This window comes from Mycobacterium sp. E740 (assembly GCF_001672895.1).
Taxonomy (GTDB): Bacteria; Actinomycetota; Actinomycetes; order Mycobacteriales; family Mycobacteriaceae; genus Mycobacterium.
Genome location: NZ_LZKP01000080.1, coordinates 38416 through 51255, shown reverse-complemented (window position 1 = coordinate 51255; position 12840 = coordinate 38416). Strand labels below are relative to the sequence as shown.

General features: G+C 67.3%; 16 protein-coding genes. 5 read left to right on the top strand and 11 right to left on the bottom strand.

The annotated features are described in order from the left end of the window. Window positions 1-10: 10 nt before the first annotated feature. A complete protein-coding gene (locus tag A5663_RS07205) occupies window positions 11-253 on the top strand; it encodes a hypothetical protein (RefSeq protein WP_068145926.1) in 243 nt (80 codons plus the stop codon). A gap of 59 nt (window positions 254-312) precedes the next feature. Here A5663_RS07205 and ahpD read toward each other — a convergent pair whose 3' ends face one another. Together ahpD and A5663_RS07195 are read right to left on the bottom strand one after the other, a co-directional pair. Then, window positions 313-855, bottom strand: a complete 543-nt coding sequence (ahpD, locus tag A5663_RS07200) for an alkyl hydroperoxide reductase AhpD (protein ID WP_068145978.1) — start codon at window positions 853-855, stop codon at window positions 313-315. A 2-nt stretch (window positions 856-857) separates the two neighbouring features. Further along, entirely contained in the window at window positions 858-1445 is a 588-nt protein-coding gene (locus tag A5663_RS07195; RefSeq protein WP_068145922.1) for a peroxiredoxin, read from the bottom strand. Between the two features lie 218 nt (window positions 1446-1663). On the opposite strand from A5663_RS07195, the gene A5663_RS07190 reads away from it, so the two are divergent. From A5663_RS07190 to A5663_RS07180, 3 genes are read left to right on the top strand one after another with little or no spacing between them, the layout of a single operon-like run. Next, on the top strand, window positions 1664-1930 hold the full coding sequence (locus A5663_RS07190; RefSeq protein ID WP_068145919.1) for a hypothetical protein: 267 nt from the start codon (window positions 1664-1666) through the stop codon (window positions 1928-1930). A gap of 34 nt (window positions 1931-1964) precedes the next feature. Next, complete coding sequence (locus A5663_RS07185) at window positions 1965-3203, top strand: acyl-CoA dehydrogenase family protein (protein WP_197503325.1); 1239 nt, start codon at window positions 1965-1967, stop codon at window positions 3201-3203. Beyond that, the gene (locus A5663_RS07180) at window positions 3200-3997 is read left to right on the top strand and encodes a tyrosine-protein phosphatase (protein WP_068145913.1); all 798 of its coding nucleotides are present in this window, start codon (window positions 3200-3202) and stop codon (window positions 3995-3997) included. Before A5663_RS07185 ends, A5663_RS07180 begins: the two co-directional genes overlap by 4 nt. Before the next feature lie 17 nt (window positions 3998-4014). On the opposite strand, the gene A5663_RS07175 is transcribed toward A5663_RS07180, so the two are convergent. From A5663_RS07175 to A5663_RS07135, 9 genes are all read right to left on the bottom strand, one after another. Further along, entirely contained in the window at window positions 4015-5178 is a 1164-nt protein-coding gene (locus A5663_RS07175) for an LLM class flavin-dependent oxidoreductase (protein ID WP_068145911.1), read from the bottom strand. 9 nt (window positions 5179-5187) lie between these two features. Further along, on the bottom strand, window positions 5188-5673 hold the full coding sequence (locus A5663_RS07170; RefSeq protein ID WP_068145907.1) for a DUF456 domain-containing protein: 486 nt from the start codon (window positions 5671-5673) through the stop codon (window positions 5188-5190). Between the two features lie 17 nt (window positions 5674-5690). Further along, window positions 5691-6416, bottom strand: coding sequence for a methyltransferase domain-containing protein (locus A5663_RS07165; RefSeq protein WP_068145904.1), 726 nt, complete (start codon window positions 6414-6416; stop codon window positions 5691-5693). Window positions 6417-6471: 55 nt separating this feature from the next. Continuing rightward, entirely contained in the window at window positions 6472-7185 is a 714-nt protein-coding gene (locus tag A5663_RS07160) for a haloacid dehalogenase type II (RefSeq protein ID WP_068145902.1), read from the bottom strand. Further along, entirely contained in the window at window positions 7186-8148 is a 963-nt protein-coding gene (locus A5663_RS07155) for an NADPH:quinone oxidoreductase family protein (protein WP_068145898.1), read from the bottom strand. Between the two features lie 6 nt (window positions 8149-8154). Next, window positions 8155-9018 carry an SDR family oxidoreductase gene (locus A5663_RS07150; protein WP_068145894.1) on the bottom strand — a complete coding sequence of 288 codons (864 nt, stop codon included), beginning with the start codon at window positions 9016-9018 and terminating at the stop codon, window positions 8155-8157. 22 nt (window positions 9019-9040) lie between these two features. Next, a complete protein-coding gene (locus tag A5663_RS07145) occupies window positions 9041-10441 on the bottom strand; it encodes an aldehyde dehydrogenase family protein (RefSeq protein ID WP_068145890.1) in 1401 nt (466 codons plus the stop codon). A gap of 75 nt (window positions 10442-10516) precedes the next feature. Next, the gene (locus A5663_RS07140) at window positions 10517-11452 is read right to left on the bottom strand and encodes a class I SAM-dependent methyltransferase (RefSeq protein ID WP_068145887.1); all 936 of its coding nucleotides are present in this window, start codon (window positions 11450-11452) and stop codon (window positions 10517-10519) included. Window positions 11453-11528: 76 nt separating this feature from the next. After that, window positions 11529-12164 carry a TetR/AcrR family transcriptional regulator gene (locus tag A5663_RS07135; RefSeq protein WP_068145884.1) on the bottom strand — a complete coding sequence of 212 codons (636 nt, stop codon included), beginning with the start codon at window positions 12162-12164 and terminating at the stop codon, window positions 11529-11531. 108 nt (window positions 12165-12272) lie between these two features. On the opposite strand from A5663_RS07135, the gene A5663_RS07130 reads away from it, so the two are divergent. After that, a complete protein-coding gene (locus tag A5663_RS07130) occupies window positions 12273-12839 on the top strand; it encodes a TetR/AcrR family transcriptional regulator (protein ID WP_068145882.1) in 567 nt (188 codons plus the stop codon). Window position 12840 lies beyond the last annotated feature (1 nt).

Sequence of the window (12840 nt, the reverse complement as noted above, 5' to 3'; positions counted from 1 at the left end):
AGAATTCGAAATGACCACCAACACCAACCGCCGCTTCGCCCGCTTCTTCGCCATCCCGATCGTCGCGGGCGGAATCCTCGCCGGGGCACTCGGTCTCGCCGGTACCGCCAGCGCCGGTACCTACACGCCCGACAACACGCCGCGACCGGGAATCGTCGCCATCCCGCAGGTCACCGCGCCCTCGGCGGGATCCATGACGAGTGGGCACCGCATCGACCATCTGCAGACCGTGCAGCCGAGCTATCACCCCTGATCCGCACGACAAGAGCGGGGCACCCACGAAAGGTGCCCCGCTCTTGGCGTTTGGTTCGGTCAGACACCCGCCAGGATGTCGGCGGTCTGCAGTGCCTGCGCGACGCCGGCGACGATCGACGCCAGCCGGATCGCTTCGAAGATCACCGTCCGCGAAACCGGGTTCTCGCTGGCGTCCCGCAGCGTCTTCTCGTGCGCCGCCAGGCAGTGGCCGCAGCCGTTGATCGCCGAGACCGCCAGCGACCACAGCTCGAAATCATCCTTGGCGACACCGGGATTGCCGATGATGTTCATCCGCAGGCCGGCGCGCAGATCGTCGTACGCACCGTCGAGCTGGCCCTTGCTGCGGTAGAACACGTTGTTCATCCCCATGATCGCCGCGGCTCCCAGGGCGGCGTCGTACGCCTCCTGGCTGAGAATGTCCAGCGCGTCCTCGGCGATCTCCCGCAGCAGCCGCTCCGACTTGGTCGCAGCGGCGGTCGCCACGAGGGCACCCCACAGCTGCTGTTCGGACAGCTCCGTGGATTTCACGATGCTGCCGAAGTTGAGCTTGAGATCCTTGGCGTACCCGGGCAGCGCTTCCTTGATGTTGTCGATGCTCACGGTCACACCGCCTCTGCGAGCAGCTCGCCCGCCTTGATCGTGGGATCGCCCTTCTTCCAGTTGCAGGCGCACAGCTCGTCGGACTGCAACGCGTCGAGCACCCGCAGCACCTCGTCGACGTTGCGGCCCACCGAACCCGCCGTGACCGAGACGAACTGGATCTCGTTGTTGGGGTCGACGATGAACGTTGCGCGGTCGGCGACACCGTCGGCGTTGAGCACGCCGGTCGCGAGCGCGAGCTCACGCTTGAGGTCGGAAGCCATCGGGAACGGCAGCTTCTTGAGGTCCTCGTGCTGCGCGCGCCACTGGAAGTGGACGAACTCGTTGTCGACCGACACCCCGATGACCTTGGCGTCGCGGTCCTCGAAATCCTCGTTGAGCTTGCCGAACGCGGCGATCTCCGTCGGGCACACGAACGTGAAGTCCTTCGGCCAGAAGAACACGATCCGCCACTTGCCGTCGTGGTCGTCGCTGGTCACACGGATGAAGTAGTCGTCAGGCTGCTTGGCATCGACCTCGGAGAGGTCACCGCCGACCACCGCCGCCATGTCGTAGCGGGGGAACTGGTCACCGATCGTCAACAATGCCATCGCTAGCACACCATCCTTCTAATTTTGATTCAGTCCAGATTACCTAATCGATTCTGCGCCTTCCGCAGTCGGAAGACAAGGCGGCCGGACGTGATTGTGGCCACAGGCCTGCGCTGAAATTGGTTCGGTTCCAGCAGATTTCGCGGGGCGGTCGCCGAGGTCACCGTATCGTCCCCCACGCCGCATTCGCGCGGCGGTGCGTTGCTACCGTCGGCAGGATGTCGAACATCTCCGAGAACGACCGCATCGAAGACGTCGCGCCCGGCGACATCGTGCTCGTCGAGCGCGACGCCGGAACCGTCCCGTGCAAGGTGGTCCACAAAGCCGCCGAGGACGGCGGCCCCGACGGAAAGTGCGTCGTCACCTACGAAGTCGACGACGGCGCGACCTTCCAGGTCGAGTACGCCGCGGGCACCCGCGTCACCCGTTCGCTCGAGGCGAAATGGGAGTCGGATCAAAGTCCGACGCAGCACAAGCCGCTCTGACGGGGTGTCATATCGTGGCGGCATGGACTTCGCGATGTCGGCCAAGGCACAGGATTACCACGCGCGCCTGACCGAGTTCATGACGGAATTCGTCTTCCCCGCGGAGGCCGAATACCACCGCTATCGCGAGGAGGCCGGGCCCAAGGACCACACCGTCCCGCCCATCGTCGAGGAGTTGAAAGCCCTCGCGAAGGACCGCGGGCTGTGGAACCTGTTCCTGCCGTCGATATCGGGGCTGACCAACCTGGAGTACGCGCCGCTGGCCGAACTCTCGGGGTGGAGCATGGAGATCGCGCCCGAAGCGCTCAACTGTGCCGCGCCCGACACCGGCAACATGGAAACGCTGCACCTGTTCGCCACCGAGGAGCAACGCAAACAATGGCTCGAGCCGTTGCTCGCCGGCGAGATCCGCAGCGCCTTCGCGATGACCGAACCGGCGGTGGCGTCCTCGGATGCCCGCAACATCGAGACCACGATGCTGCGCGACGGAAACGACTACGTCATCAACGGTCGCAAGTGGTGGATCACCGGGGCGGCCGACCCCCGCTGCAAGATCCTTATCGTGATGGGCCGCACGAACCCGGAGGCGGCCAGCCATCAGCAGCAGTCGATGATCCTGGTGCCGGTGGACACGCCCGGCGTCGACATCCAGCGCTCGCTGCCGGTGTTCGGCTGGCAGGACCAGCACGGGCACTGCGAGATCGTCTTCGACAACGTGCGTGTGCCGGCCGAGAACCTCCTGCACGAGGAGGGCAGCGGGTTCGCGATCGCGCAGGCGCGGCTGGGCCCCGGCCGCATCCACCACTGCATGCGCGCGCTGGGTGCCGGCGAGCGGGCGCTGGCGCTGATGGTGAACCGGGTGCAGAAGCGGGTCGCCTTCGGTAAGCCGCTGTCCGAGCAGGGCGTGGTGCGTGAGGCGATCGCCAAGTCGCGCAACGAACTCGACCAGGCGCGGCTGTTGTGTGAGAAGGCCGCGTGGACCATCGACCAGCGTGGCAACAAGGAAGCGCACGTACTGGTCAGCCAGATCAAAGCTGTTGCGCCGCAGGTGGTCTGCGACGTCATCGACCGCGCGATCCAGGTGCACGGCGCCGCCGGGGTCAGCGACGACTTCCCGCTCGCCCGGCTGTACAGCTGGCACCGCGCAATGCGGTTGTTCGACGGGCCGGACGAGGTGCACATGCGGACGATCGCCCGAGCCGAACTGGGTAGGGAGAAAAGCGCTTTCGCGACGGCGGCGAGCCGCCAATCAAGTCCGGCGATCGGCCGGTGAGCATCGGAATCGGCGAGCTCTCCGGCGCATGGAACTTCCGTGACGTCGCCGCCGAGACGGGTGTCCGGCCGGGCAGGTTCTTCCGGTCCAGCGAACTGAGCGGTCTCGACGACGCCGGCCGCCGTCGCCTCCTCGAACTCGGCATCACCGACGTCGCCGATCTCCGCTCAGCGCGGGAGGTGGAACGGCACGGCACGGGCGCGGTGCCCGCAGGTGTGGAAGTGCACCACCTGCACTTCCACGAGGTCACCGCCGTGACCGCCGAAGCGCCGCACGAGTCGGCCTTCCAGAAGATGATGACCGACAAGTCCGATGACGAGGACATCAGCGTGGCCGCGTCGCGGTTCATGACCGAGGAGTACCAACGCTTCCCGACGTTGCCTGGCGCACAACGCGCTGTGCGGCAAGTGATTTCGCTGCTTGCGGCGGGCCGCCCGGTGATCGCGCACTGTTTCGCCGGTAAAGACAGGACCGGTTTCACGGTGTCGACGACTCTCGACGCGGTGGGCGTGGACCGCGACGTGATCATGGCCGACTTCCTGCGCAGCAACGACGCGGTACCCCGGTTGCGGGAGCAGATCATGCTGTCGGTGCGCGAGCGGATCGAGACCGACGAGGAAGTCACGTTCGTCGAGGCCCGGTTGACCGAGGCGGTGCTCGGGGTGCGCGAGGAATACCTGGCCGCGTCGCGCCGGTCCATCGAAGAGAACTACGGCTCGCTGCGCGGCTACCTCGAAGCGGCCGGCGTCAGCGACGAGGACGTCCGGCGCGTGCGCGCCACGCTCCTCGACTGAGCTGACCGACCGCGCCGCTAGCCCGAGCCCTTCTCTGCCTCGTACTTCTTGGTCATGTGGTCGATGGCCGACAGCTGCGTCTGGGCCAGCTCCTCGCGCACGTCGCCGGCCCGCGCCGCGGCGTCCAGGGTCGGCTGCGCCTGGCCCTGGAAGTGCGGGAACACCTCGGCGGCGAACAACTCCGCCGAACGTTTCGTGGCCGCCGGGTTGGCCCACTCGTGGCCCATCTGCAGCAGGCAACCGAAGCCGCCGGACTGGTCCCAGAGCCGCTGCACCTGCGCTCTGGCCCGCTCCGGTGTGCCGATCACGCCGGCGCCCGCCTCGTTGATGATGTCGATCATGTCGTCGATGCGGTCGCCCGGAATCGTCATCTGCGGGAACGCCGCCACTTTCTGGAAGTAGTTGAACCACGGCTCGATTCCGAAGCGGACGTCCGCGCGAGCCTGCTCGTCGGTCTCGGCGATGTGGAACGGCCCGACCAGCGACCAGTTCCTGCGGTCGACGGTGGTGCCGAACGCGGTCGCCCGTTCCTCGACGATGCCCCAGTGGTGGGCGAGCGCGTCGAACCCTTCGACGACCAGCGTCGCACCGATCGACAACAGGCCGATGCCGTGCTTGCCCGCCAGCCGAGCGCCGGTCGGAGATGCCACGGCCGCGACGGCGAGCGGGATGCCGTCCTCGGAGTAGGGCGCCAATTGCAAACGGGCGTCGAACAACTCGTGCGTCGGCGTCTTCGCCGAGACCGTCTCCCCGGCCAGCAGACGCACCACGATGTCGAGGTTGGTCTCCAGCAGTTCACGGGTGTCGGTGGGCGTCAGCCCGATCATCGCCGCGTCGGTGGGCAGCGAGCCCGGACCCATTCCGCCGATGATGCGGCCGTGGGTGAGGTGGTCCAGCAGCATCAGCCGGTCAGCGGTCCACAGCGGGTTGTGGTACGCCAGGGAGATGACGCCCGTGCCGAAGCGGATCCTCTTGGCGCGCTGGGCCGCCGCGGCGATGAACACCTCCGGCGAGCTGATGATCTCGCTGCCGGCGGAGTGGTGCTCCCCGATCCACACCTCGTCGTAGCCGACCGCGTCGAGATGCTCGATGAGTTCGAGGTCGCGTTGCAGGGCGAGCGTTGGATTGGTGCCGGCGCGGTGAAACGGTGCGATGAAGTATCCGAAGCGCAGCTTGGCCATTGAAGCAAGTTACTGCGTCAAGTACACCCCGATAGCCCAAACGACCGTGGCGAGCAGCGCGCCTGCCATTTCGACGCCGACCGAGAGGGCGACCCCCTTGAGCGCATGCTTCGTCGAGGCCCACGCCAGCCGCCGGTCGCGCCGAGTGGCCAATTCGGCGAGGTAGATACCGAGCACGAAGCCGATCACCAGGCCGAGGACGGGGATCACAAAGAACCCGACGATTCCCAGCGCCGCCCCGGCCACCAGGCTCAGCGTGCGGACGTCGGCAGCCCGCATGCGTTTCACCGGCCAGGTGTACTTGACCAACAACGAGGCGCCGAGCAGCGCGGTGACGACCCCGAGCGTCACCCATCCGGTCGTGTTGTGCTCGACGACGGCCCAGACGGCGATCGCCCCGAACACCAGCAGGGTTCCCGGCAGCAGGGGGAGGAGTATGCCCACCAGTCCGACGGCGATCGCCAGCGCTACCAGGACGACGCCGCCGGAGCTCATGGCACCAAGCTATCGCCTCACGGTCGCCGGGCGCGGACCCACTGAACGTTGCCGAGGGTCTTGGTGCGCACGCCGACGAAACCGTGTTGTTCGAACAGGTCCCCGAGGTCGTCCTCGCCGAAGAAATGCGCCCCGCCGCTGGACAACAGGCGCAGCGGCGCCGGCAGGCTGCCCACCGTCGGCACCATGATCGCGATCCGGCCGCCCGGCCGCAGCACCCGGGACATCTCCGCGACCGTCGTGGACGGCTCGGGGATCAGTTGCAGCACCGCCAGTGAGGTCACCGTGTCGACGGACTCTTTCCGGAACGGCAGCTGCTGCGCGTCGGCCCGCAGGAAACAGATGTTCGGCGCGGTCTGAGCGCGCACCGCCCGGTTGAGCATCGGTTCGGAGATGTCGATGCCGACGGCCAGCCCGTCCGGCCCGGCGGCGCGCGCCAGCGCTGCGGTCACGTTGCCTGGGCCGCTGCCGATGTCGAGCGCGACGGCCCCTTCGGGGATGTCGAGCCAGTCGATCGGCAGCTGCCACGCCCCGACGAACCTGCGGGCCAACGCCTGCGCGTGGTCGTAGAGCATCGACCCCGGACCGGACGCCCATGCCGCCTGGATCAACCCGCTGTTCTTCGGCGGCGTCTCGCCGGTCGAGGCCCCGTTGCCCAGCAGGTCCAGATAACCCTTGCTGACGTCGGGATGCGACGGCGGATCGGTGAAGAGTTCGAGTGCCCGTTCCAGCGCTGGCGTCATACCCCCACGCTACCTCCGCGATTTGTGAGTGATTCCGCTCGCGCAGCGACTGTTTTCACTCACAAATCCCGCGTTCCAGCTGGTCCGCCAGGTCGCCGAAATCAGTCGCCATGACGTCGAACTCCCCGTCGTCAATCTTCGACGGGCGGCGCCGGCCGGCACCGTACTCCAGCGGCCGGTCGACATACGCCGTCATCAACCCTGCGCGTTTCGCGCCGCGCAGATCACTCGCGTGCGCCGCCACCAACATGAGCTCGCTGGGCGCCACGTCGAGCATCTCGGCGCAGCCGAGGTACGCCTGCGCGTCGGGCTTGTAGTGGCGGAACAGTTCTGCAGAGATCACGCAGTCCCACGGCAGGCCGGCGCGCTTGGCCATGTTGGTCAGCAGCGACATGTTTCCGATGGACAGCGTCGTGATGACATGGCGGGCCTTCAGCCGCGTGAGGCCGTCGACGACGTCCGGCCAGGGGTCGAGCCGGTGCCATGCCCGGTTCAGGTGGTCGATGTCGTCGTCGCCGACCGCGATGCCCGTCCGCTCGAGCAGGTCGACGAGGATCATCCGGTGCAGGCTGTCGATCTTGGTCCACGGCAGCTCACCGCGTCGCACGCGATCCATCGCGGGCGGGTAACCGGCCCGCCAGTCGTCGGCGAATGCGGCCCAATCCCGTTGCACGCCATGGGTTCGGCCGAACTGCTCGAGCTCGCGGACGATGCTCGAACGCCAGTCGACCACCGTCCCGAACACGTCGAACGCCAACGCCTCGGGCACCTACGGCTCCAGCACGACCTTGCCGAGCACTGCGCCGTCCGCCAGCGCCTGCAGCGCTTCAGCACCCCGCGACAACGGAAAGCGCACCGGCGGCGGGGGCCGCAAGCCGGCCTTGACCAGTTGCGCGACGCCGAACTCGAACACCGCCTGGGAGCCGGGCTTGCGATTGACGTACTCGCCGTAGCCGACACCGATCACCGAGACGTTGCGCAGCAGCAGCCGGTTCACCTTGACGGTCGGGATCCCGCCGGCGGCGAAGCCGATCACCAGCAGCCGGCCCTCGACGGCGAGCGCACGGATCGCGTCGTCGAAAGCCTCGCCGCCGACCGGATCGACCACCAGATCGACGCCCCGGCCGTCGGTCGCCTCCTTGACCGCCTCTAGCCAGCCGTCGGTGAGCGGGAGCACCACATCTGCGCCGAGCGATTCGACGAACTCGACTCCCTGCGGCCGGTGCACCATCGCGATCACCTTGGCGCCCAGCGCCTTCGCGATCTGCACGGCCGCAGTGCCGACGCCGCCCGCGGACCCCAGCACCAGCACAGTCTCGCCGGGCCGCAGTGCGCCACGCTTGGCCAGCGCGAAGTACATCGTCTGGTAGTTGCCCAGCAGCGCAACCGATTCCGCGTCGTCCAGATCGTCGGGAGTGTGCGTGAGGTTGGCCGCCGGCACCACCACCCGCTCGGCCCACGCGCCCAGCATGGACAGCGCGGTCACCCGTTGACCGGGTTTGAACTCCGACTCGTACGGCGCCGATCGCACCACCCCGGCGACCTCCATGCCGGGGACGAACGGCGGCTCCAACCTCAGTTGGTACTCGCCGCGCAGCAGCAACAGGTCGGGGAAGCTGACCCCGGCCGCACCGACGTCGACGACGACGACGTCATCGCCGCCAACATCGTCCACGTCGGTGTAGGCCAGGCCGGCGGGCCCGGTGAGCTGCTGCGCGACAAGCGCTTTCATGCAGGCTCAGCCGAGGCTGAAGGTGGCCCGCTGCGCCGCCGAAAGGTCGGTGATCTCGCCCCACTTCGCGGCGATGTCGTCGACCGAGGGCACCTCGGAGAACGTGACGCCCTCGTTCTGGAACAGCGCGGTGCGCTGCACCTTGCCGCCGCCGACGACGAAAACCGAAGCGGTGTCGGGCAATTCCTCGCTCATCAGGTAAGCCACCACGGGCGCCACGTACTCGGGGGTGAGCTTCTCGAAGACCTCCGGCGGCAGGATGTCCTGCGTCATCCGGGTCGCCGCGATCGGCGCGACCGCGTTGGTCTTGATGTTGTACTTCGCGCCCTCCTGGGCCAGCGTGTTGATCATCCCGACCAGGCCGAGCTTGGCGGCGCCGTAGTTGGCCTGGCCGAAGTTGCCGAACAGACCGCTGGTGGACGTCGCGACCACGACCCGCCCGAAGTTGTTCTCCCGGAAGTGCGGCCACGCCGCGCGGATCACGTTGTAGCCGCCGTACAGGTGCACCTTGATCACGGCGTCGAAGTTCGCGAACTCCATCTTGTGGAACGTGCCGTCGCGCAGGATGCCCGCGTTCGAGATCACCCCGTCGACCTTGCCGAACTCGTCGATCGCGGTCTTGATGATGTTCTCGGCGCCCTCGGGTTCGGCGACGGAGTCGTAGTTCGCCACGGCCCGGCCACCGGCGTCCTTGATCTCGCTGACCACCTGGTCGGCCATGTTGTGGCCCGCGCCGGTGCCGTCGCGCGCACCGCCGAGGTCGTTGACGACGACGCTGGCGCCCTCCCGGGCGAGGGTCAACGCGTACTCCCGTCCGAGCCCGCCTCCGGCCCCGGTGACGACGATGACGCGATCCTGCACTCCTGGCATGGGGTTCCTTTCTAGATTCGCCTTAGAACAGCCGTCTGGCGAGCTTCCAAGCCTTCTCTGTATACGGGGGATAGATGAAGGCGCCGACGTCGGGTCGGGTCAGCTTGGTCATCACGGTCTTCTTGTGGCTGAACGTCTCGAAACCGAACCTGCCGTGGTACGCCCCCATGCCGGACGGGCCCACGCCACCGAACGGCAGCTTGTTCGTCGCGAAGTGGAACAGCAGATGGTTGACCACCATGCCGCCCGCGGAGACCTCCTTGACCACGCGCTCGCGGATGCTCTTGGTCTTGGTGAACAGGTAGGCGGCCAGCGGCTTGGGCCGCGAGTTGACGAAAGTTATTGCGTCATCGAGTGATTGGACCGTCATGATCGGCAGGATCGGGCCGAAGATCTCGTCGGTCATCAGCGGCTCCGCGGGGTCGGGGTCGACGACGACGGTGGGCTGGATGCTGATCTTGGACGCGTCGGAGCCGCCGCCGATCACGACGTCGCCCTTGGTCGCGGCCAGCGCGCTGGTCAGCCGGTCGAAGTGACGCTCGTTGACGATGCGCTTGCCGTCGGGATCCTTCGACTCGAACGTCTCCACCGCCGCCTTGATCTTGCCGACCAGCTCGTCGCGGATCTTCGCGTCGGCCAGCACGTAGTCGGGCGCGATGCAGATCTGGCCGGAGTTGATCAGCTTGGTCCAGGCGATGCGCTTGGCTGCGACGTCGAGGTCGGCGTCGGCCGACACGATCACCGGGCTCTTGCCGCCGAGTTCAAGCGTGACGGGCGTCAGGTGCGGCGCCGCGCCCTCGTACACCTTGCGGCCGATCTCGGTGCCGCCGGTGTAAAGCAGATAGTCGAAGCCCTGCGCGATGAGCTCCTGGCTGACGCTGCCGTCGCCCTCGATCACCGCGATCGCATCGTTGTCGAGGTAGCGCGGCACCAGTTCGGCCATCAGCGCCGACGACGCCGGCGCCACCTCCGACGGCTTGAGCACCAAGGTGTTGCCCGCAGCGATCGCACCGACTGCCGGCCCCAGCGTCAACGCGAACGGGAAGTTCCACGCGCCGATGATCAGCACCGTGCCGAACGGCTCGTACTCCACCCAGCCGCGGCCCGGCAGCTGCGACATCTCGAGCATCCGGTACTTGCGCTTGGTCCACTTGCGGACGTTTTTCGCCGCGTCCTTGGCCTCACCGGCCACGCTGGCGATGTCAGCCAGCCAGGCCTCGAACGGTTTGCGGCCGAGGTCCTGCTCGAGCGCGGCGGCGATCGCCTGCTCGTTCTCCATGACGAGCCGCTCCATCGCTTTGAGCTGCTCTCTGCGCCAGTCGAGGCTCTTGGTCCGCCCGGTCTTGAACGTGTCGCGCAGTCGGCGGACGACGCCGGGGATGTCTTCGGCGGCTTGTGCCGGCGCGGCGATATCGGTGGTCATGGTGGGAGTCCTTCCTGACCCGAGGAATGACCCGATCCTAACCAACCAGTTGGACCGCCCAGAAGAGCTCGCGCCTCAGAGCTTTTCTGCGGTGACGAACTCCGAGAACGCGTCGTCGTGGGTCAACTCGGCGGGCAGCACCCACCGTCCCAGCCTGCGCATCTCCTGCTGCGAGCTGACCGCGCTCGATCGCCATCCGTGCGCGTCGAGCCACTCGGCGACGTCCGCCCGGTCGGCGTCGTTGTACATCAACTCCGCGATGTCGACGGACTCGTCCATGCCGACGTGCGCGCGGATGCGCTCGAAACGTTCCCGCATCTGCTCGCGCCGGTCCTCGGCCTGCACCCCGACGGTCTCCACCGAAACCCGGCTGCCGGCTGCACTGAGCGCGGTGATCTCGGCGAAGAGCCGGTCCTGGGCCTCGCTGGGCAGATACATCAGCAGCCCCTCGGCCAGCCACGCGGTCGGGGAATCGGGGTCGAATCCGGCGTCCAGCAGTGCTTTCGGCCAGTCGTGGCGCAGGTCGACGGGTATCGCGACGCGCCGGGCGGCCGGAAGTGCGCCGTGCTCGGCCAACCGGGCGGCCTTGTACTCGAGCACCTTGGGCTGGTCGATCTCGAACACCGCGGTGCCGGCCGGCCACTCCAGCCGGTACGCCCGCGAGTCGAGACCGGAGGCGAGGATCACGACCTGCCGGATGCCCGCGGCGACGGCGTCGGCGAAGTAGGCGTCGAAGAAGTGCGTCCGCACCGCCTGGTAGTTGCCCATGTGCTCGAAGATCGCCACGACCTCGGCATCCAGCTCGGCGACCTTGGCGCCGACGGAAGGATCGAGCATGAGGTCCCACACCCCGTCGCCGGCCTTGGCGACCAGCAGTTCGGCGAACGGATCGCGGATCAGTGCGTCGTCGCGCGCAGTCTCACCGGCGCGGGCAGCGGCGACCATGACGGCCGTCGAACCCACGCTGGTCGCGATGTCCCAGGTGTCGTCGTCGGTGCGCAGCGAACTCATCGAGCGCCATGCTAGCGCAAAAACTTAGGTGTTCTATACGAAGTGTGCGGCATCTCACCGCCGCTGACCGCCGCGATCAGTCCCGCAGCCGCCAGAGGTTGTTCGACAGCAGCAGCTCGAATTGCTGCATCACGGCCTTGAGCTCTTCGTGGGTGCCGACGAAGCCGGCGTAGAAACCCATCCCCCACATCACCGCGACCAGCATCTCCACCAGCGAGCCGACGTCGGTGTCGGTGGTCAGCTCACCGCGCTCGATCGCGTCGTTGACCGCCCATGCCACGAACTCGCGGGAGTGCCTGAGCGAGTCGTGCTCCGAGTCGCTCAGCTCCGGATGGCGTTGCGCCTCCAAAACGGACGTCACGAGAAATGCTGCGGCCGAACGCTCCTCGGAGTCTGCCTGCATCGCCGCCGTGAAATATGCCGACAGCCGGTTGAGCAGATTCGACTCGCTCTCAGCGCGGGCCTTTCCGGCGCTGACGATGGCGGCGTTGGTCTGCACGACGACTTCTCGCCACAGCACCTGCTTGCTCGCGAAGTAGTGGTTGATCGCCGGGCGCGTCAAATCTGAGCGGACCGCGATCGCCTGGAAGGTGGCAGCGTCGTACCCGAGTTCGCTGAAGACCTCGCGAGCGGCTCCTATGATGCGCTCTCGCGTCTCGGCGGCCTTCGCTGCGGGGGGACGGCCCGGACCCCTACTCGCCGTATGCGGCACGGTCAAATTGTGCCATACGTCACTGGTGCCACCGGACGATGCCTGATAAAGGCTCCGCCGAACGCTTTACCTAGAGAAGTTCGCATCCGAAGAACTAGTGTCCCGTCCATGGCGGGCGTCGTATCGCGCGAGGGCTACTTCGAGACTGGTCTCGACATCCTCGCCGACCTGGGCTACGGCGGCCTGAAGCTGGCAGAGGTGTGTAACCGCCTCGGCGTGACGACCGGATCGTTCTATCACTACTTCCCTAACTGGTCGGCATACACCCGGGAACTGCTCTCGCACTGGACTCAGGTCCGGACCGTGCGCGTCATCGAAGCGGTGCGCGGCGAATCCGACCCGTGGCGCCGCATCGACGCACTGATCCAGTCCGCCCTCGAACTGCCGCACGGCGCGGAGGCCGCCATCCGCGTGTGGAGCTCGCTCGATGCGCACGTGCACGCGGTACAGGTGGCGGTCGATCAACAGCGCTTCGACGTGATGTACGAATCGGCGTTCGAGGTGCTCCAAGACGCACGGCAGGCGCAGCGGTTCGCCTCGTGGGCGGTCTATCTGCTGGTCGGATACGAGCAGACGACGCTGCCGCGCGACGCCGAGGCGCTGCGGTGGGCCGCCGACCAGTTCGCCCAGGCACTCGACTCCGGGCGCGTCGGGTCGGTTCCCGGCACCGAGTAGC